Source organism: Prevotella sp. LMAG:51 (assembly GCF_008680225.1).
Taxonomy (GTDB): domain Bacteria; phylum Bacteroidota; class Bacteroidia; order Bacteroidales; family Bacteroidaceae; genus Prevotella; species Prevotella pectinovora.
In genome coordinates this window covers 20,979-41,699 of sequence record NZ_NALQ01000029.1, presented here as the reverse complement: position 1 = coordinate 41,699, position 20,721 = coordinate 20,979, and the positions used below count along the sequence as shown (strand labels likewise).

At 47.6% G+C, this 20,721-nt stretch carries 18 protein-coding genes; 14 read left to right on the top strand and 4 right to left on the bottom strand.

Annotated elements, in window-relative coordinates:
• The first annotated feature begins 27 nt into the window (after positions 1–27).
• The 10 genes from lpxK to dapA all read left to right on the top strand — a co-directional run bounded on the left by lpxK (position 28) and on the right by dapA (position 11,494).
• A complete protein-coding gene (gene lpxK / locus CCC32_RS11595; protein ID WP_287074680.1) occupies positions 28–1,203 on the top strand; it encodes a tetraacyldisaccharide 4'-kinase in 1,176 nt (391 codons plus the stop codon).
• The gene (locus CCC32_RS11590) at positions 1,088–1,897 is read left to right on the top strand and encodes a purine-nucleoside phosphorylase (RefSeq protein ID WP_082026325.1); all 810 of its coding nucleotides are present in this window, start codon (positions 1,088–1,090) and stop codon (positions 1,895–1,897) included. Before lpxK ends, CCC32_RS11590 begins: the two co-directional genes overlap by 116 nt.
• Before the next feature lie 279 nt (positions 1,898–2,176).
• Positions 2,177–3,244, top strand: a complete 1,068-nt coding sequence (thiL, locus tag CCC32_RS11585; protein ID WP_022315803.1) for a thiamine-phosphate kinase — start codon at positions 2,177–2,179, stop codon at positions 3,242–3,244.
• Between the two features lie 88 nt (positions 3,245–3,332).
• Entirely contained in the window at positions 3,333–4,736 is a 1,404-nt protein-coding gene (locus CCC32_RS11580; RefSeq protein ID WP_044074198.1) for a threonine/serine exporter family protein, read from the top strand.
• A gap of 157 nt (positions 4,737–4,893) precedes the next feature.
• Complete coding sequence (locus CCC32_RS11575; RefSeq protein WP_022315805.1) at positions 4,894–5,166, top strand: co-chaperone GroES; 273 nt, start codon at positions 4,894–4,896, stop codon at positions 5,164–5,166.
• A gap of 39 nt (positions 5,167–5,205) precedes the next feature.
• The gene (gene groL / locus CCC32_RS11570; RefSeq protein ID WP_022315806.1) at positions 5,206–6,834 is read left to right on the top strand and encodes a chaperonin GroEL; all 1,629 of its coding nucleotides are present in this window, start codon (positions 5,206–5,208) and stop codon (positions 6,832–6,834) included.
• 304 nt (positions 6,835–7,138) lie between these two features.
• A complete protein-coding gene (locus CCC32_RS11565; protein ID WP_042518965.1) occupies positions 7,139–8,674 on the top strand; it encodes a RapZ C-terminal domain-containing protein in 1,536 nt (511 codons plus the stop codon).
• Between the two features lie 115 nt (positions 8,675–8,789).
• On the top strand, positions 8,790–9,533 hold the full coding sequence (truA, locus tag CCC32_RS11560; RefSeq protein ID WP_287074676.1) for a tRNA pseudouridine(38-40) synthase TruA: 744 nt from the start codon (positions 8,790–8,792) through the stop codon (positions 9,531–9,533).
• A gap of 53 nt (positions 9,534–9,586) precedes the next feature.
• On the top strand, positions 9,587–10,504 hold the full coding sequence (locus CCC32_RS11555; RefSeq protein ID WP_044073294.1) for a DMT family transporter: 918 nt from the start codon (positions 9,587–9,589) through the stop codon (positions 10,502–10,504).
• Positions 10,505–10,609: 105 nt separating this feature from the next.
• The gene (gene dapA, locus CCC32_RS11550; RefSeq protein WP_022316224.1) at positions 10,610–11,494 is read left to right on the top strand and encodes a 4-hydroxy-tetrahydrodipicolinate synthase; all 885 of its coding nucleotides are present in this window, start codon (positions 10,610–10,612) and stop codon (positions 11,492–11,494) included.
• Positions 11,495–12,091: 597 nt separating this feature from the next.
• Here the strand turns inward: dapA and CCC32_RS11545 are convergent.
• Both CCC32_RS11545 and CCC32_RS11540 read right to left on the bottom strand, forming a co-directional pair.
• Complete coding sequence (locus CCC32_RS11545; RefSeq protein ID WP_287074672.1) at positions 12,092–13,957, bottom strand: M6 family metalloprotease domain-containing protein; 1,866 nt, start codon at positions 13,955–13,957, stop codon at positions 12,092–12,094.
• Positions 13,958–14,012: 55 nt separating this feature from the next.
• Complete coding sequence (locus CCC32_RS11540) at positions 14,013–14,663, bottom strand: HD domain-containing protein (protein WP_022317199.1); 651 nt, start codon at positions 14,661–14,663, stop codon at positions 14,013–14,015.
• 249 nt (positions 14,664–14,912) lie between these two features.
• On the opposite strand from CCC32_RS11540, the gene CCC32_RS11535 reads away from it, so the two are divergent.
• Together CCC32_RS11535 and CCC32_RS11530 are read left to right on the top strand one after the other, a co-directional pair.
• A complete protein-coding gene (locus CCC32_RS11535; RefSeq protein WP_287074671.1) occupies positions 14,913–15,443 on the top strand; it encodes a DUF4494 domain-containing protein in 531 nt (176 codons plus the stop codon).
• A gap of 58 nt (positions 15,444–15,501) precedes the next feature.
• Positions 15,502–16,176: a YggS family pyridoxal phosphate-dependent enzyme gene (locus CCC32_RS11530; protein ID WP_287074669.1), complete on the top strand. Its 675-nt coding sequence runs from the start codon at positions 15,502–15,504 to the stop codon at positions 16,174–16,176.
• Between the two features lie 272 nt (positions 16,177–16,448).
• Here CCC32_RS11530 and CCC32_RS11525 read toward each other — a convergent pair whose 3' ends face one another.
• The gene (locus CCC32_RS11525) at positions 16,449–17,123 is read right to left on the bottom strand and encodes a WG repeat-containing protein (RefSeq protein WP_287074666.1); all 675 of its coding nucleotides are present in this window, start codon (positions 17,121–17,123) and stop codon (positions 16,449–16,451) included.
• Between the two features lie 461 nt (positions 17,124–17,584).
• Positions 17,585–17,755 carry a PG1828 family lipoprotein gene (locus tag CCC32_RS11520; protein ID WP_022317203.1) on the bottom strand — a complete coding sequence of 57 codons (171 nt, stop codon included), beginning with the start codon at positions 17,753–17,755 and terminating at the stop codon, positions 17,585–17,587.
• Between the two features lie 420 nt (positions 17,756–18,175).
• On the opposite strand from CCC32_RS11520, the gene mtaB reads away from it, so the two are divergent.
• Together mtaB and CCC32_RS11510 are read left to right on the top strand one after the other, a co-directional pair.
• A complete protein-coding gene (mtaB, locus tag CCC32_RS11515; protein WP_044073282.1) occupies positions 18,176–19,543 on the top strand; it encodes a tRNA (N(6)-L-threonylcarbamoyladenosine(37)-C(2))-methylthiotransferase MtaB in 1,368 nt (455 codons plus the stop codon).
• A 122-nt stretch (positions 19,544–19,665) separates the two neighbouring features.
• Positions 19,666–20,691, top strand: coding sequence for a glycosyltransferase family 2 protein (locus tag CCC32_RS11510; RefSeq protein WP_287074664.1), 1,026 nt, complete (start codon positions 19,666–19,668; stop codon positions 20,689–20,691).
• Positions 20,692–20,721 lie beyond the last annotated feature (30 nt).

The following is a 20,721-nucleotide window of genomic DNA, read 5'->3' as shown; positions in this document are numbered from 1 at the left end:
CGAAAAAACAATAACTCCACAACAGATATGGAAGGCGATTTCATCAAAATCAACGATTGGCTGCTGCCGCTGAGCTGGATCTACGGAGCGGGAGTGAGGCTGCGAAACCAGATGTTCGAAATGGGCATGCTGAAGAGCCGCAGCTTCGACATCCCCGTAATCTCCGTTGGTAACATCACCGTGGGAGGCTCCGGCAAGACACCACATGTGGAGTATCTCATCAATCTGCTCAGAGACAAAGTGAAAGTGGCTGTGCTAAGCCGCGGATACAAGCGCAAGAGCAAGGGATATATGCTTGCCACCGCCGACACTCCGATGAGCGACATTGGCGACGAGCCGTATCAGATGAAGAAGAAATTCGCCGATATCTATGTGGCTGTTGACAAAGACCGCTGTCATGGCATCGACCAGTTGACGGCAAACGAGGAGACGTCAGACACCGACGTGATACTTCTCGACGATGCCTATCAGCACCGCTACGTGAAGCCGGGAGTGAACATACTGCTCGTTGACTATCACAGACTGATAATGTATGACAAACTGCTGCCGGCAGGAAGACTCAGAGAGCCGCAGAAGGGGAAGGCGAGAGCCGACATCGTGATAGTGTCGAAATGTCCCGCCGAACTCAAACCGATGGAATTCAGGGTCATAACCAAGGCGATGAACCTCTTCCCGTATCAGAAACTATATTTCACTACGCTGAAATACGGCAGTCTGAGACCCATCTACGGCGGTGAGGACAGAAAACTCGACACGCTGACCGGCGATACCTCGATATTGCTGCTCACGGGAATAGCGTCGCCGCAGCAGATGATAGTAGACCTGAAGCCATACACGGAGCGTATCACACCGCTCACCTTTCCTGACCACCATCAGTATACCGATGCCGACATCGACCGCATCAATGCTGAATTTGAGGCGATGAAAGGCAACGACAAGATGATTGTCACCACGGAAAAAGACAACGCCAGACTATGCGGAATGGAAGGACTGAGCGACGAGGTGAAAAAGATTATCTACGTGCTGCCCGTGGAAGTGGGCTTCATGTTAGACCAAGAAGAAGATTTTAACGAAAATATTATTGGCTATGTACGAAAAAATTCAAGAAACAGCATCCTGGCTAAAGCAAAGGATGACAACAAGTCCGACAACAGCGATAATTCTGGGAACAGGACTCGGACAATTAGCTTCAGAAATAACTGACAGCTATGAGTTTCCCTATTCTGAAATCCCCAACTTCCCTGTATCTACAGTGGAGGGCCATGCCGGAAAACTCATTTTCGGCAAGCTCGGAGGCGTAGACATCATGGCGATGGAAGGACGCTTCCACTATTATGAGGGATACAACATGAAGGAGGTTACATTCCCTATCCGAGTGATGTATGAACTGGGCATCAAGACCCTCTTCGTGTCTAACGCCTCGGGAGGCATGAACCCGGAATTCAAGATCGGAGACCTCATGATCATCACAGACCACATCAACTTCTTCCCGGAGCATCCGCTGCGCGGAAAGAACTTCCCCACGGGACCACGTTTCCCGGATATGCACGAGACCTATGACCACGCCCTCATCAAACAGGCAGAAGACATCGCCCGAGAGAAGGGAATCAGAGTGGTGCATGGAGTGTATATGGGAGTGCAGGGACCTACATTCGAGACACCTGCAGAATACAAGATGTATCACCGCATGGGAGCCGACGCAGTGGGAATGAGCACCGTGCCGGAGGTTATCGTGGCACATCATTGCGGCATCAAGACCTTCGGAATCAGCATCATCACTGACCTCGGACTCGAGGACACACCGGTGGAGGTGAGCCACGAAGAGGTGCAGGTGGCTGCAAACAACGCACAGCCGCTTATGACTGAAATCATGCGTGAGATGATCAGACGCGCATGATAGAGACGGAGAACTTGTAAACATATAGACACGTGGGGCAGACAGACTGGCAGACAATGTAGTGAAACGCCAGGGCTGCTGGCAGACGGGAGTATGTTTGGATATTGACTTGTCCTGTGACCTATATAATATAAGGTGACGGGACAAGTTACTTTGGTTTAGCCCACTAAAACTCGTCAACTTGTTTACTTGTCATCTTGTCAACTCGTTTACTCGTCAACTGTATCGCAAGTTTAATACTTGCGATACCCAAATAATATAAAGAAACAAAAGAAAATAATGACAGATATCTCAAAGCTCGGAGAGTTCGGGCTCATCCATCGTCTTACGGATGGAATAAAGATAAAAAACAGTTCAACGCTGAAAGGTGTAGGCGACGACTGCGCCGTGATGCACTATCCAGACAAGGAGGTGCTTATGACAACCGACATGCTTATGGAGGGAGTGCATTTCGACCTGACATACATCGACCTGCAGCACCTGGGATACAAGGCAGCGATGGTAAACATCAGCGACATCTTCGCCATGGGAGGAACACCAAGGCAGATGACCGTCAGCCTGGCTATAAGCAAGAGGTTCTCGGTGGAAGACATGGAGATGTTTTATAGCGGACTGCAGATGGCGTGTGACAAATGGAACATCGACATCGTGGGAGGCGATACCACTTCGTCATATACAGGCATGGCGATAAGCATCACTTGCATTGGAGAGGCAGACAAAGAAGACATCATATACAGAAACGGAGCCAAGGACACCGACCTCATCTGCGTGTCGGGAGACCTCGGAGCGGCATATATGGGACTGCAGCTGCTGGAGAGAGAAAAGCATGTGTATTATCAGCAGGTGGAAGAGGCAAAGAAGAAAAACGACAAAAATGCCCTGAAGATGCTGACGGACTTCCAGCCCGATTTCGCCGGAAGAGAATATCTGCTGCAGCGACAGCTCAAACCGGAGGCAAGAGGCGACGTGATAGAAAACCTGCGCAAGATGAACATCAAGCCTACGGCGATGATGGACGTGAGCGACGGACTGAGCAGCGAGTTGATGCATATCTGCGAACAGAGCGGATGCGGATGCAGGGTGTATGAGAAAAACATTCCGATAGACTATCAGACGGCTGTCATGGCAGAGGAGATGAACATGAACGTGACCACCTGCGCACTGAACGGAGGAGAGGATTATGAACTGCTCTTCACCGTGCCAATCGGCGACCTGGACAAAGTGAGACAGCTCGACGACGTGAAACTGATAGGAAACATCACGAAGAAAGAATATGGCTTGCAGCTCGTGGCAAGAGACGGAAACGAGTTTGAACTGAAAGCGCAGGGATGGAACCCACTGGCGTGATGGATTAAAGGAAAGGATTTCATAAAGTATATATCGACTAATTATATAAATATAAAGAAGAAGGACTAAGGAACAAGCACAGATCTTCATGGAGGACAGAATATTAAAGGAAAAGAAAATCAGACGCGAACTTGACCTGTTGCTCAGAACCGGTGAAGTGCTCGTGGCAAGTGGAGCTGATACAAATAGAATAATCAGAAACATGCATCGTACGGCAGCATTCCTCGGATTGCCGGAAGAGAATCTGCACATTCATGTGACGTACAATATGCTTCAGGTGAACCTCAGTGATGAGGAACACTCGCTCAGCAAATTCCAACGTTGCGACAGGCATGGCATAAACATGACTGCCATAACGGAAATCAGCCAACTCTCATGGAAGGCAATCAGAGAAGACTATTCTCTCGACAAATATGAGGAGGAGCTTGAGAAGATAAATGGCAAACCGCGCAACTACACGGTGAACCAGGTGGCTGTGGGAGCGGGATTTGCCTGCGGAGGTTTCTGCATACAGTTCGGCTGCGACTGGACGGCATTCTTCTATGCCTCGATAGCAGCCATCGTGGGATTCAGATTGAGAGCCTATCTCAACGAGAAAGGGTCTAACGGATATGTGAACATCGGAATTGCCGCATTCGTATCCACGCTCCTCGCATGGCTCTCGACATTTATATCGACACCGGCTGTAGCACAGTATCTGCCAGAATGGCTGTATGCCATCTTGCATACCGACACACCGTGGCATCCGCTCATGGCATGCGCATTGTTCATTGTGCCAGGCGTACCGCTGATAAACTTCGTGTCGGATATGATAGAAAGCCATATCCAGATGGGACTCAGCAGAGCCATCAACACGCTGCTTATGGTCACGGCGATGTCGTTCGGAATATCAATGGCGATTACGGTGTGTGGAGTGGACAACTTTGTGAAAGACCTCAGCATGACGCCACACAACACATACATCAGCTATTCTATAGCGGCAGCAATATCGGCAATGGGATTCTCAATGATTTTCAACATACCGAAGAGGCTGCTTTGGGTAGTCGCCATAGGAGGTATCATCGCTGTATGTACGAGAAACTTCGTGAATCTCGGAGCGAGCAACAACAACGTAGGACTCGACCAGGGACCTATCATGGCATCGCTTGTAGGATCGACGCTTATCAGCATCATTGCCGTGAAGTTCGTGCATGTGTTCCATGCGCCGCATCAGTGTCTCGCCATTCCGAGTGTCATACCGATGGTGCCGGGAGTGCTTATGTATCGTGCGCTTTTCGCACTTATAGAGATGCAGGGCGTGGTGGGAGAACTTACCGAGGCGTTCTCTAATGCAGTGAAGGCATCGCTCATCATCCTGTGCATCGCCATTGGTGTAGCCATTCCGAACATCTATGCGCGCCGCTGGCTGATGCCGATGAGGAAGCATAAGCTGAACCAGCTTATTGCGCAACGCCGCGAGAAACGTATTTTCGAAGGACTTGATCCGGAATAAACAGAAACAAACAACAAGATGTGACAATAAGTCACGTCTGTGGTGTGCCAAAATGTCGTATGGACGTTTTGGCACACTATTCGTATATGGACCGGTGAACGCTCGCAAATGGATTGCAGCGGAAATTAATAGTATAAACAATTAAATACATACAATTATGAATATCAAACCATTAGCAGACAGAGTTTTAATCGTACCTGCTCCAGCAGAGGAGAAGGTTGGTGGTATCATTATCCCAGACACTGCAAAGGAGAAACCTCTTCATGGAAAAGTCGTTGCCGTAGGTCATGGCACCAAGGACGAGGAAATGATTCTGAAAGAGGGTGACGAGGTGCTCTACGGAAAGTATTCCGGCACAGAGCTCGAGTTTGAGGGCGAGAAGTATCTCATGATGCGCCAGAGCGATGTACTCGCTGTATTGACAAAATAATTAGTATAGAACAACAATTTAATTAAAAGGATTACAATCATGGCAAAAGAAATAAAGTTTGATGTAGATGCCCGCGAGATGTTGAAGCAGGGCGTAGACCAGTTGGCTAACGCCGTAAAGGTTACACTCGGTCCTAAGGGCCGCAACGTTGTCATCGAGAAGAAGTTCGGTGCTCCACAGATTACCAAGGACGGTGTTACCGTAGCCAAGGAGGTAGAGCTTGAGAACCGTTTCGAGAATACCGGTGCACAGCTCGTGAAGAGCGTGGCAAGCAAGACTGGCGATGACGCCGGTGACGGTACTACTACAGCTACCATCCTCACACAGGCTATCGTGAACGAGGGCTTGAAGAACGTTACTGCCGGTGCCAACCCAATGGACTTGAAGCGTGGTATCGACAAGGCTGTAAAGGCAGTCGTTGCTTACATCAAGGAGAATGCTGAGATTGTTGACGACAACTACGACAAGATTGAGCAGGTGGCTACTGTCAGCGCCAATAACGACCCGGAAATCGGTAAGCTCATCGCCGATGCTATGCGCAAGGTGAGCAAGGATGGTGTTATCACCATCGAGGAGAGCAAGAGCCGCGACACATATATCAATGTGGTTGAGGGTATGCAGTTCGACCGTGGTTACCTGAGCGGATATTTCGTTACAGACTCTGACAAGATGGAGTGTGTCATGGAGAACCCATACATCCTTATCTACGACAAGAAGATCAGCAACATCAAGGACTTCCTGCCTATCCTGCAGCCAGCAGCCGAGAGCGGACGCCCATTGTTGGTAATCGCTGAGGATGTTGATTCAGAGGCTCTTACCACATTGGTTGTCAACCGTCTGCGTGGCGGCTTGAAGATCTGTGCTGTAAAGGCTCCTGGTTTCGGCGACCGTCGCAAGGCAATGCTCGAGGATATCGCAGTATTGACAGGTGGCGTTGTTATCAGCGAGGAGAAGGGTTTGAAGCTTGAGCAGGCTACTCTCGAGATGCTGGGTACTTGCGACAAGGTGACTGTTTCCAAGGACAACACCACAATCGTGAACGGTGCCGGAGAGAAAGAAAACATCGCCGACCGTATCGCTCAGATCAAGAATGAAATTGCAAATACTACAAGCACTTATGACAAGGAGAAACTGCAGGAGCGTCTCGCCAAGATGTCTGGTGGCGTAGCTGTGCTCTATGTCGGTGCAAACAGCGAGGTTGAGATGAAGGAGAAGAAGGATCGTGTTGACGATGCACTCTGCGCTACACGTGCCGCAATCGAGGAAGGTGTAGTAGTAGGTGGTGGTACCACATACATCCGTTCTCTCGGCGTGCTCAAAGACATAAAGGGTGAGAATGCTGATGAGCAGACAGGTATCAACATCGTTGAGCGTGCCATCGAGGAGCCTCTCCGTCAGATCGTGCGCAACGCCGGTGGCGAAGGTGCTGTAGTAGTACAGAAGGTTCGCGAAGGCGAGGGTGACTTCGGTTACAATGCCCGCAAGGATGTTTATGAAGATCTGCGTGTAGCGGGAGTTATCGATCCTGCCAAGGTGGCTCGTGTAGCTCTTGAGAATGCAGCATCAATCGCAGGTATGTTCCTCACGACTGAATGTCTCATCGTTGACAAGCCAGAGGAGAAGCCTCAGATGCCAATGGGCAACCCTGGAATGGGCGGTATGATGTAAAAAATGACAAGTTAAGATAACAAAAGAGGGAGCCGGTTTGTGTGCTGGCTCCCTTTTTTTATTTCTTTTATCACTAATTTATAATTTTCTTGTCAAATAATTTGGCAGTGATGAAAGTTATTCATAATTTTGTGGCGTAAATAAAAGAAGAATATATTAGCATAATAATATAACATTATTTTTTGATTTGTTTTAGTAGATTAGTTTTTAAGTAGTTTGTTTTTGAAAATCGGTTGTCGTGAGACATCCGATTTTTTTTGTATCTATATATTTGTATGTAGAATTATTTGCGTACTTTTGCATCATGGAAAAGCTCATAGAACTTTATGCAGGATGGTCGGGTGAGAAGCCCGCCAAAACAGAGAAGATTGCGGGAGCTGGCAGCAACCGTGAGTATTACAGATTTACGGATGCGGCAGGCAAGACTGTAATAGGAGTCATTGGAACAAGTCGCGACGAGAACCACGCCTTCATATATCTTGCCGAACATTTTAACTCGATGAAACTTCCGGTGCCTACCGTTCTTTGTGTTTCGGATGATGAGCTGCGCTATCTGCAGACCGACCTTGGCGGCACTTCGCTCTACGATGCTCTCAAGGCAGGACGGGATGCAGGTGGACGCTATACACGGAAAGAGAAGCAGTTGCTCGTGAACACCATACGAGAGTTGCCGGCTATACAGATGCAGGGAGCTGTGGGGCTGGACTGGAGCAATTGTTATCCGCAGCCTGAGTTTAACCAGGACAGTGTGCTCTTCGATCTCAATTACTTCAAGTATTGTTTTCTGAAACCTACAGACCTCGACTTCCATGAGCTGAAGCTTGAGGCAAATTTCAGACTCTTTGCCAAAGACCTGACATCAGAAAACACCGACTCTTTCCTCTATCGTGATTTTCAGGCACGCAACATAATGCTCGATGATGCCGGCAATCCATATTTTATAGATTTCCAAGGCGGCAGGAAAGGACCTTTCTATTATGACATCGCCTCCTTTCTCTGGCAGGCATCTGCGAAATATCCGCATAAGCTGCGACGCGAACTGATATATGAGTATTATCATTCGCTGAAGAATTATACTGAAGTTCCTTCGGTGAGGCATTTCGTGGAGAGATTGTCACTCTTCGTGTTGTTCCGCACGCTGCAAGTGCTCGGCGCATACGGTTTCCGCGGATATTTCGAACGTAAGAAATATTTCATCGACAGTATTCCTGCGGCTATGCAGAACCTGAGAGAACTGTTGGAACTCGACGTGTTCCACTATCCATATATGATAGACATGCTGAAGCGTCTCACACAGTTGCCGCAGTTTGCTCCCAAGGAAGAACCGCGCCAGAGTCGCACTGACGGACTCAAGACCGATGACGCTTCTATCTTCAAGGGACATCCGCAGGATGGTCCTGCCACATTCTCGAAGTATGACGGCAGGGGACCTCTCGTCGTAAGGGTATTCAGCTTTTCATTCCGCAAGGGCATTCCGGAAGATGAGTCAGGCAACGGCGGTGGTTATGTGTTTGACTGTCGCAGCACCCATAACCCTGGTCGCTATGAGCCATACAAGAAATTGACAGGGCTCGATGAACCGGTAATCCGATTCCTGGAGGACGACGGTGAGATACTGACATTCCTCGACAGCGTGTATAAGTTGGCAGACGCTCATGTGGCTCGCTATATGCAGCGCGGCTTCACCGACCTGATGTTCAGTTTTGGTTGCACAGGCGGTCAGCATCGCAGTGTGTATTCTGCACAACACCTTGCCGAGCATCTCAACCAGAAGTTCGGAATAGAAGTGAGGGTGGTGCATAGAGAGCAGAATATCTCACAGGTGTTGGAGAGAAGATAAATGACAAGTATACGAGTAGACAAGTTGACGAGTAGACAAGTAGACGAGTAGACAAGTTTACAAGGCTCATTCCATGTCGTATCGTTCTCGTAATCTTTATAATATAAAAACTTTCATGCAAAGATATTTCATTTATTTGAGTTATGACGGCACCTCATATCACGGTTGGCAGGTGCAGCCCAATGGCAATTCTGTTCAGGAGGAGCTGCAGCGTGCCCTCTCGACATTGCTTCGCGAGAAGAAGGAAGTGGTGGGAGCCGGTAGAACCGATGCCGGTGTGCATGCCCGTGTGATGGTAGCACATTTCGAGCATGACGCATCCGTTGATTGTCCCCAACTCGCATACAAGCTCAACAGACTGCTGCCGCGCGACATCTCCGTGATGAAGGTCATTCCGGTGGATGCTGATATGCATGCACGTTTCAGTGCCACGAAGCGCACCTACCATTATTATATACACACGCGTAAAGATCCATTCCATCGCTTCTTCTCGTGTGAGACACATTACGACCTCGACTTCACATTGATGAACAAGGCAGCTTCGCTGTTGCTTTCGGCTTCCGACTTTGCTGCATTCTGCAAGACACATACCGATGTGAAGACCACTATATGCAGGGTGACAAGAGCCGAATGGGTGGACGACGGCTGTGGCTGTTGGCATTTCGTCATATCTGCCGACAGGTTCTTGCGTAATATGGTGAGAGCTGTTGTAGGTACGCTCATCGAGGTGGGCCGCCATCGCATGACTCTGGAACAGTTTCAGAGCGTGATAGAAGGCAAAAACCGCTGCAAGGCAGGCGAGAGCATGCCAGGCAATGCTCTCTTTCTTGAAGACGTGAAGTATCCTTTTGATGAGTAAGAAGATGAACCGTCAACTGGTCTACAATAAACAATAAAAAAATATATATAATCATGTGGCTGATATTAGCATTCTTATCAGCGACGCTTCTCGGATTCTATGACTCCTTCAAGAAGCAGTCGCTGCGCGACAATGCTGTAATTCCGGTATTGTTTCTCAACACGTTGTTTTCATCATTGATTTTCCTGCCGTTCATCCTCTTGTCGTCAAGCACCACGGTGCTCGACGGGTCGATATTCCATGTGGCATCCGGAGGATGGGAGGTCCACAAATATATAATCGGCAAGAGCTTTATCGTATTGTCCTCCTGGATATTCGGATATTTCGGTATGAAGCATCTGCCTCTCACTATCGTCGGACCAATCAATGCCACCCGTCCTGTAATGGTATTGGTGGGAGCCTTGCTCGTCTTTGGCGAACGGCTCAACGTTTATCAGTGGATTGGTGTGGCGCTGGCTGTCGCATCCTTTTTCATGCTCAGCAGAAGCGGCAAGAAGGAGGGCATCGACTTCAAACACGACAAGTGGATATATTTCATCATCCTTGCCGCTGTGCTCGGTGCTGTCAGCGGACTCTACGACAAATACCTCATGGCACCGCAAGATAAAGGTGGAGTGGGGCTCAACAGTATGATGGTGCAGAGCTGGTACAACATCTATCAGTGCTTCATGATGCTCGTTATGATGCTTGTGTTGTGGTATCCCAAGCGCAACACCACTACGCCCTTCCGCTGGCATTGGGGAATCATCTTCATCAGCATCTTCCTCAGTGCGGCAGATTTCGTATATTTCTATTCCCTCAGTTTCCCTGATGCCATGATAAGTATCGTGTCGATGGTGCGCAGAGGCAGTGTGATAGTATCGTTCCTTTTCGGTGCCGTGTTGCTTCATGAAAAGAATCTCAAGAGCAAGATGGTAGACCTTCTTCTTGTGCTTTTGGGTATGGTATTCTTATATATAGGCAGCAAATAATCTCGTGATGTTGCCGAATTTGAATTTTAGGGCGCAAAATGTTTTGCAAATAACGTATAAAATAGTACATTTGCAATAGAATATTAATATGAAATCATAACCATTATGTCTCAAAACATATTCAAGGGCCTCGGAATAGCCCTTATAACGCCCTTTAATGCGTCTGGCGCTGTAGATTATGTAGTACTCAAGCAGCTGGTGGAATATCAGTTGAAAAATGGCGCAGATTTCTTTTGCATCCTCGCCACCACAGGCGAGACCCCGACTCTGACAGATGACGAGAAGCAGAGGATCAAGGAACTTGTAGTAGAAGTAGTGGCAGGCAGAGTGCCGATTCTCATGGGATGTGGCGGAAACAATACTGCAGCCATCGTTGAGGAACTCCATACGCGCGATTTCTCAGGTATCGATGGAATATTGAGCGTTTGCCCTTATTACAACAAGCCTTCGCAGGAAGGACTATACCAGCATTTCAAGACTATTGCCAATGCCACAGACATGAAAGTGGTGCTCTATAACGTTCCTGGCAGAACGGGTGTCAACATGAAGGCGGAAACCACTGTTCGTCTGGCTCGCGATTGCAAGAACATTGTCGCCGTGAAAGAGGCGAGTGGCAATCTGGAGCAGGTGGACGAGATTATAAAGAACAAGCCCGACACCTTTGATGTTATCAGCGGTGACGATGCTTTGACATTCCCGATGATAGCCTGTGGAGCGGTTGGTGTAATCTCCGTAATCGGCAATGCTTTGCCCAAGGAGTTCTCACGTATGTTGAGGCTGGAGCAGAATGGAGAGTTTGAGCCGGCACGCAAGATACACCATATGTTTACCGATCTCTTCAATCTCCTGTTCGTGGACGGTAATCCTGCCGGTGTGAAGGCGATGCTCCATGAGATGGGAATGATAGAGAATGTGTTGCGTCTTCCTCTTGTGCCGACGCGTCTCACCACGATGCAGAAAATCAGTGAGTGTCTGAAGTTCAGACTCTGAACAACATATTTTGAATCTTTGGTTTAGATCATTGAATAAGTTCCTTAGGTTGGGTCTCATTTGTTGGGATTCAGCCTATTTTCATATTCGGCAGCATACTATTATAAGAATAGAAGGTCAGCCCTTATGTAGCTTGCAATAAGTTTTACCTGACTGTAATGAACAAGACATAATCCAAGAAAGCCCTAATGCCGATTGGGCTTAACCCCCAAACGGTCATTAGGCCGTTAAAGGTATATTTTTGATAACTGCTTGCAGTCTTTTGTTTTTTATAAGGTGCCTTTTGCCTGTTTTTAATTCGCAATAGCTCGCTATTACTCATTAAAAGCCAAACAAAATTCACTCTTCTAAAAATTCAAAATCCAAGCAAGCTCTAATGACCGATTGGGTTTTAAAAAAAACAAAAGCGCCCTGAAAGGATAAAGCCAGAAGAAAGATTCTGGCTTTTAGCCTTTCAGGGCGCAATATTGTTGAAGTCTGTGTGCCGTTTGTCATCGTAGACATTGTTAGTCATCGTAGACATTGTCAGTTGCCATTTGCAATGCTTGTCATCATTGGCAACATGCGGCACAAGGCGGGATGTCGTCGGGATAACCGTTAGTTGTTTATCACCTTCTTGCCGTTGCGGATGTATATACCCTTTGGCAGACTGTTGATGTCGTTGCCCATATATGTTCCGCTGATAGAGTATACACGGCTGTCAGTTGTCTTGTTTACAGTCACCTCGTTGATACCGTCAACAGGTTCGCCGCCGCCCATGAACTTGAATGACACGATACCCTTCTCCGTATCGTTAGTGATGTCGGTGATAGGCTTGCCCATTGTCTCTCCATTGTATGTCCATGCCTTCATAGGCTGTGAGTCGTCGGTCAGCGATGTAGCGTTCGATGTGCCAGGGAAGAGGTCGCCGGCAGCCTCAGCCTTATAGTCATCGATGCTGAATACTTGTCCGCCGTATTTTGCCACGAGGTCAGCGTTGTGCTCCTTCAGGAATGTGATGTAGCTGTCCTCGATGGTAGAACCGAGGAAGTATTCAGGAACGAACATACCGTCGGCAGCCATGACATGCATGCGTGGATGACCTTCAGTGTTGTTCACCTTGCATCCTCCGAGTGAGAACTGGCTTGAGAGATAGTCAACGTGGGTCACCATCAGTCCGTTGCCGAACAGGTTCTTGTTCCAACCATTGTTCTGCACGTTCTCCACGATATAATACTCGTGGCCCGTCTCGTCCTTGTCGTTATAGATGCGGAATGCTGCGCCACCCTCGTCAAGCGATTTCAGTTCCACGTTTGAAGGACCGGTCAGTGTGCCGATTTCCATCCATCCCAGACGCTCGCGCTCCCATGCTGTGTAAGCAGTAGGGCGGTATCCGTTCGCTGTATATTCTCCGGCGTCCATCAGGCTCCAGTAGTCCATATTCTGGTTTATGCAAGCCTCTGCAATTGAACCCGATTTCGGATATAGGTCAGGCAGTCCCATGCAGTGTGAGAACTCATGGCAGAAAAGTCCGATGCCGTTTATTATCGGTCCATTCGCCTGGTCAGCCGGTGTGCCGTTCAGCTCGTTGTTCACGCCATAGCGCTTCACGTCCATTCCGTCAAACGATTTTGCCAGTGAGAGATAACCCGATTTCGGGTGTATGCAGTCGGTAGAGTTTCCGGCGATACTCTGTGAGAATCCGGCGTAGATGATGTAGATGAGGTCGATATTACCGTCGTCGTTAGAGTCATATTGGGTGAAGTCCACCTCGTCGTCAACAGCTGTGCAGGCGTCGGTGAGCAGCAGTCCCATATTCTCCTCTGATGAATATCCCGCTCCGTATGTTGCGAGAGGTTTGCCAAGGTTCACAGGACCATACACTTCAAATTCCGGCTCGAATTTTCCGAAGCTCATGTCTTTGAAATACTTAGCCACGCTGGCATAGTTCTGTCCCATCTCCGGGTCGGTCTCCTTGTTGAAAAGTTCTTTGCCGTTGAGATATTTGTCGAAGGTAGCCTTAGGATTCTCCACGCTGAATTCCACGTCGCTGAATTCCACGAGGATTACCGGTATCTTGTGTTTGCCGAGCGAAGGCAGCAAAGAATTGTCCGGTGTCATAGGCTCACGTCTCACCTTGTTTGCCTTTGCCTGTGTCTCCATCGAATTGTAGAAAGCCTTGGCATTCTGCGCTTTGATGGCAGAGATTTCCTTTATCGTTCGCATGCTTGGCTCGTGGGCGAGCACTCCGGTTGAATACAGAGTGCCGTCGGCTTTCACGCCGGCGATATAGAAGTTTGTGCCTTCCTGATAGAGCAGTGTGCCGTCAGAAGCGAGGAAATAGCTCAAGTCCTCGTCTCCGTAGGCTCTAACGGTTATAGTCGTTCCGTCAGCCTGCTTGATGATATTGATTCCAGGCTTCATTTTCACTGCCCCTGCTGTCATTGCGGCAAACAGAAGTCCGAATAGTAATTTCTTTCTCATTGTGCAGTATTAATAATATTGAAGTTAATATCGTTAAGATTAAGATGGCCGAAGGTTATTGTTCAGCCTCGTTTCCGTTCAGTTCGTTGAAAATCTTGTCGAACAAAGCCCTGAGAGCTGTCCGGTTGTTGATATAATCCCTTATCACCTTCAGGTTCTTTTCGTTTTCGCTCCCCGGAATCCATAGTTTTATGTATCCCGTATTGGAGTATTTGTTGTCGAGATGTTCCGTAAACCTGTCCCATTGCTGCTCCATGCTCATCTCCGGATAGTGGTCGCGTCCGTAGAGTATCGTGCGTCTGAACACGGTGTCGGGTTCGAGTTCCCTGTCAGCCTCAGCCACAATCTTGCCGTAGATGCTTCTTGGAGCGTGTGATGCCGAAGCCCTGTGGTCTTCCACTGCCTCCTTCATAATTTTCATCTGTTCGGCAGAGAACCATTTCTTCAGTCTTGTGTCTGAAATCAGTATTTTCCCGCTCGTCAGGTGGTGTATAGCTCTCGGTCCCTCCAGTCCCAGGTCGTGGTAAGCCGCCGTGACATAAGCCATGTTGATGTCGGCACCGATTTTCCTGGCCAGAGCCAGCGACTGTTTGATGACATGGTTGACGTGGTTCAGACGATGGGCCTGGTCGAAATTGGCATATCTCGGTAGAATCTGTGTCTCGACAAACTCCATCAGGTCCAAACTTACATTAATGTCTATCATGCAAAAGTAGTTCTTATTTTTTTGCAAATATACGATTTAATGTTTATTTTTGCAAGCCATTGGCGGTTTTAACACATTTGAACCCCCATATAGGCAAAAAGATTGAGCAGATGAATGATACTACAGTAAGAACTAACTCCCTACGTGCTTGGTTGTGTCCTGTAGAGATTGTCGGAGAGATGGTATGGAGAGCTGGATAGAATTAAGAACAAGAATATAAAGGAAAATAATCGATAAAACTATAGAATTATGAGAACAAGAACTTCAACATGGTTTGAGTGCAAGATCCGTTACGACAAGATGATGGAGGATGGAATGCAGAAAAAGATTACCGAGCTCTACGTTGTAGACGCTCTCAGCTTCACGGAGGCAGAGTCGTCTATCATCGACGAGATGTCGGCTTATATAAGCGGTGAGTTTGAGGTGCGCGACATAAAGAAGGCGCCTTACGGAGAGATTTTCTTCAGCGAGGATGCATCCGCCGACCGTTTTTTCAAGGCAAAGCTCCAGTTTATCACTATCGACGAAAAGACAGAGAAGGAGAAGCGCAGCAACGTGAACTACCTCGTTCATGCCAACACTTTCAACCAGGCAGTTGCCAACATCGACAAGGTGATGGGAACTACAGCTATCGACTATGTAATAGCTTCTGTTGCCGAGACACAGATAATGGACGTCTTCGAGCATAACTCAGCCGCCAAACTGAAGAAAGAGGAGCCCAACGACGTTCCGGAATACGAGCAGCAGCCGGCTGCCGAAGGCGAGGCAACGGCAGAATAAGGTGCGGTGATAGATAGCAGAGTCAGGAAATCTTATTTTCAAATAAAATTATATTACCATGGATTATGATGTAGCAGGCAAACTGCGCGAAGTTAAGAGCAACATTCCCGAGGGAGTGACTCTCGTTGCCGTGAGCAAGTTTCATCCCAACGAGTATATAGAGGCAGCATACGCCGAGGGACAGAGGGTGTTTGGAGAGAGCCACGAACAGGAACTCTCAAAGAAGTATGACACGCTGCCCAAGGATATTCAATGGCATTTCATCGGACATCTGCAGACCAACAAGGTGAAGTATATCGCACCGTATATCTCTATGGTGGATGCCGTGGATTCGCTCAAGCTGCTCAAGGAAATCAACAAGCAGGCTGCAAAGCACGGCCGCGTGATCGATGTGCTTCTCGAACTGCATATCGCACAGGAGGCGACGAAATACGGACTGACGATTGACGCCTGCCGCCAGCTTCTCGACGATGGCGAATGGCGGAATCTTAATAACGTGCGTATCTGTGGACTGATGATGATGGCATCGAATACCGATGACGAGAACCGGATACGCTCAGAGTTCATGCAGGCTGCCGACTTCTTCGATGAGGTGAAGGCAAAGTATTTTGCCGACTCTGCAGCTTTCTGTCAGCGTTCCTGGGGAATGAGCCACGACTACAAGATTGCCGTGGAATGCAGAAGCACTATGGTGCGCGTTGGCACTACCATCTTCGGACCGAGAGTATATTGATGATGAAGCAATGCTTTAACCCAAATCGGTCGTTAGGGCTTGCTTGAATTTTGATTTTTAGAAGAGTGGATTTTGTTTGGCTTTTAAAATGAGTAATAGCAAGCTATTGCGAATTAAAAACGGACAAAAGACGCTTTATAAAAAGCAAAAGACTGTAAGTAGTTATAAAATGTCACATTTAACGGCCTAATGGCCGATTTGGGTTTAATCTCAATGGGGTATTATCCCGTTTGGAGTTAATGTGACTTATGCGATAATCTCCAGATTCGTGATTATGATAAAAATTTGCCCACCTGGTTGTATTCGCTGCCGTCTATCTCGAACAGTATCTCCCCTTTGGTGTTCAGGACAGTATATTTGAGCTTGTCGTAACAGAAGCTCTTGTATTCCGTCTTGTATTTCTTGTCGATGGCGATGAACTTGCCGTCGCTGCAGTCCATTATAGCGCAGTAGTTGCTTGGTATTACGGAGTTTCCGTCCATGTCAATCACTCCGTAGTCCTCTCCGGCTATGTATTTTGCGTAGCCTTCCTGGAATCGGAATACGGTATTGACTCTCTTTCCGTCGACCTCATCCAGAGTCTTTATCGTTTTTCCTTCAGTGTCTATGATGGTGATGTATTTGTCCTTCTCGCATACTATAGCCCTGCCGTTGCTGAAGATTGTGGCGCCGGTATATTCAGAGCCAATCTTTTCCGGTTTCTTCTCCGCCTTGTATATCTCCCATAGGTTGGCTTCGTTTTTCACCAGGAACACACCGTTTCTCACCACGGTAGGTTGGTTTTTGAACTCTTGTGAGAATAGTACTTCTCCATCGGTTGTTATCATTCCCCATTTCCCTTTGTCCGTTTCCATATAAGGGAATGCCGTCACGTAGTCGTTGGTTTCCTTGTTGCATGATGAGAGTATCATCACCATGAACAGCAGTAAAGGTGTCAGTCTATTCATAACAGATTTTTTTGTCGTTATTGTTTTCGTGATATTATCTTTTTTATGTGTCTTTGCCATGCGATGAACGGATTGTCGCTTTCTTTTTTTGCAAAGATAGGTGTGGTGGGCAGATAAATAAATGGCATTTTCTTCCAAAAAACTTGCAAATCCTCTCAAAAAGCATGTAAATCGTTGGATTCCCTAAAATGTTACATGAAATGTTACAACAATAAGTATAAGCGTTCTTTTTGTATTGATGTCTTGTGTGCAGGGTGCTAACAAGGTGGTTGTAGGTTTCAGTATGTCTGGTTAGCGTGATGGAGTCTGTTCAGGGTTGTCCTTGGTGCAGTCAGATGAATTACAGGTGTCGGATAAGCAGGATTGCGTTGGTCGCTTTGTAGGGTATAGACACAAAAAAGCCGAAGAACTGAGTTCCTCGGCTTGGTCTTTTCGCTTAAATAGTTCTAGCTTTCGCAGAATTACTTGTTAGCTGTTGTGTCAACAGAAGTTGTGTCAACAGAAGTTGTGTCAACTGTATCAACTGCTGCAGTGTCAGTTGTATCAGCGCCCTCAGCCTGAGCTGTTTTGTTACCACATGATGCGAAAGAGATAGCTGCGATAGCTACGAACATTAAAACCAATTTTTTCATTTTTCTTTGCTTTTTAAATCTGTAAAACAATCATTTGTTTATTAAAACGCTGCAAAGGTAAGTATTTTTCTGATACGTTGTTCTCTTTTTTAGAGTTTTTTTTAGGGGTAAAATGTAACTTTTTTGTAAGTCGCTGTTAATCAGTGAAATATGAAATTAATTAAAGTGTTAAATTTTCTATAATAGTTTTTGTGTGCCTTTACAATCCCTTGTTTTATAGTAGAGTTTTTCTTTTTCCTGACTTAATTTTAGGAAAACATCAGCCCCGCATAGCGGTTTTTATGGAAAAATGAGCTACCTTTGCAAAACGAGCGATTCTTTTATATATATAATAATGTATGTATGGATGAATAATATATGGTATATTGCAGTTTTTTATTGTAATTACCAAGGTGAACAAAAATATCGAAATACAAGAAAATGATAGATACATCCGTTTTTCAAGGAAAGACAGCCGCTTATTTCACATTGGGCTGCAAACTCAATTTCTCTGAAACCTCAACATTCGGCAGGATGCTCCAGGATATGGGAGTGAGAAATGCCGCTGAAGGAGAGAAAGCAGACATCTGCCTTATCAACACCTGTTCGGTGACCGAAGTTGCCGACCATAAGTGCCGTCAGGCAATCAATCGTATGGTGCGCCAGCATCCCGGAGCTTTTGTTGTCGTTACCGGATGTTACGCCCAGCTTGAGGCAGAGACCATCAGCAAGATAGACGGTGTGGACCTTGTATTGGGAGCCAATGAGAAAGCGAGTCTCATACAGTATCTCTCCGACGCCTGGACCCAGTTGCAGTCAGACTCAGAAACCGCTGCTAACGGAGAGTCGCTCCACAGGCATTATTCCGTGAAGACGAAAGACATCAAGACCTTCGCTCCCAGCTGCTCCAGAGGCAACCGCACCCGCTTCTTCCTGAAAGTGCAAGACGGATGTGACTATTTCTGCACTTATTGCACCATTCCCTATGCCCGCGGATTCAGTCGCAACCCAAGCATCAGCTCACTCGTGGAACAGGCACGTCAGGCTGCTGCCGAGGGAGGCAAGGAGATTGTTCTCACCGGAGTCAACATCGGTGACTTCGGAGCCACCACCCATGAGAGTTTCCTCGACCTCGTGAAGGCTCTCGATGGAGTGGAGGAGATAAAGCGCTTCCGCATAAGCAGTCTGGAGCCAGACCTTATGTCAGACGACCTCATCGAATACTGTTCCCGAAGCCGCGCCTTCATGCCACACTTCCATATCCCGTTGCAGAGCGGTTCCGACGCAGTGTTGAAACTCATGCACCGCCGTTATGATTCGGCGCTTTTCGCACACAAGATAGAACTGATAAAGAAATATATGCCCGACGCCTTCATCGGAGTAGACGTGATGGTGGGAACAAGAGGTGAGACGCCCGAGTATTTCGAGGAGACATACGAATTTCTGAAGCGCCTCGATGTCACCCATCTCCATGTGTTCCCATATTCAGAGCGCCCGGGCACTGCTGCCTTGCGTATCCCGTATGTGGTTTCAGACAAGGACAAGAAACTGAGGAGCAAGCGCCTCATAGAACTTTCCGACGAGAAGACACAGGCGTTCTATTCCCGATATATCGGACAGGAAGCGGAGGTGCTCTTCGAGAAATCCACCCGGGGCAGGGCGATGCATGGCTTCACACGCAACTATGTGAGAGTGGAGCTGCCGGCGGCAAAGTCTTCGGATGATCTCGACAACCAGCTCGTGATGGTCAGACTCGGTGGTTTCAACCATGACAAGACAGCCCTGATGTGTGAAATCTTAGATAGATAACAAATATAACTTTCAATAATGATGCCGTTATAAGAGGGTATACACATTATTATATATTAATACAATATTATATAATATAGGCAGAGCCTCTTGTCTCGGTGGAATTAAAAAACCATAGCGCTATGGATAAGATAGCAATAGTGATACTCAACTGGAATGGAGTGGGTATGATGGAGAAGTTCCTGCCCTCTGTCTTGCAATACTCCATAGAGGATGGCGCCACGGTATATGTCGCCGACAATGCCTCTACCGACAATTCCATGCAGATGCTGAAAGAGAAGTTTCCGCAGGTACGCACCATACAGCTCGAGAAGAACTGGGGCTTTGCCGAAGGCTACAACAAGGCGCTGGCGCAGATAGACGCAGAATACTATGTGCTCCTCAACAGCGATGTAGAGGTGACACATCATTGGCTCGTGCCTTTGCTCGAGTTTATGGACAGCCATCCCGAAGCAGCCTTCTGTCAGCCCAAGCTGCTTTCTGAGAAAGACCGCAACTCTTTTGAATATGCCGGGGCGTCAGGCGGATATATCGACAAGTACGGCTATCCCTTCTGCCGTGGTAGGATATTCAATACCGTTGAGACCGACGACGGACAGTATGACTATACCACCAAGATACTATGGGCTACAGGCGCCTGCCTTATGATTCGCTCCGAAGATTATTGGCGTGCCGACGGTCTTGACGGACGCTTCTTTGCCCACAGCGAGGAGATAGACCTCTGCTGGCGTTTGAGGATAATGGGAAAAGACGGTTACTGCGTGCCCGACAGCGTGGCATATCATGTGGGAGGCGGTACGCTGCCAAAGGGAAATCCGATGAAGACCTATCTCAATTTCCGCAACAACCTCACTATGCTATACAAGAATCTCGCCGACGACGAACTCAAGGGAGTGATGCGTATGCGCTGGTTCCTGGATTATCTCGCCGCCTTTCAGATGCTGATACTGGAGAGGAATTTCAAGGACTTCAAGGCTGTCGTGAAGGCGAGAAGGGATTTCAAGAAATGGAAAGATGATTTCATAGACGACCGCAGTTTCATACAGGCCTCGAGGTCGGTAGAAAACAAGGATATACAGGGCTTCTGCAGTTTCTCTATCCTGTGGAAATATTATGCCAAGGGAATCAGGAAGTTCTCTCAACTCTGACCCTCCCTTTTTCTTACATAACAATATTTT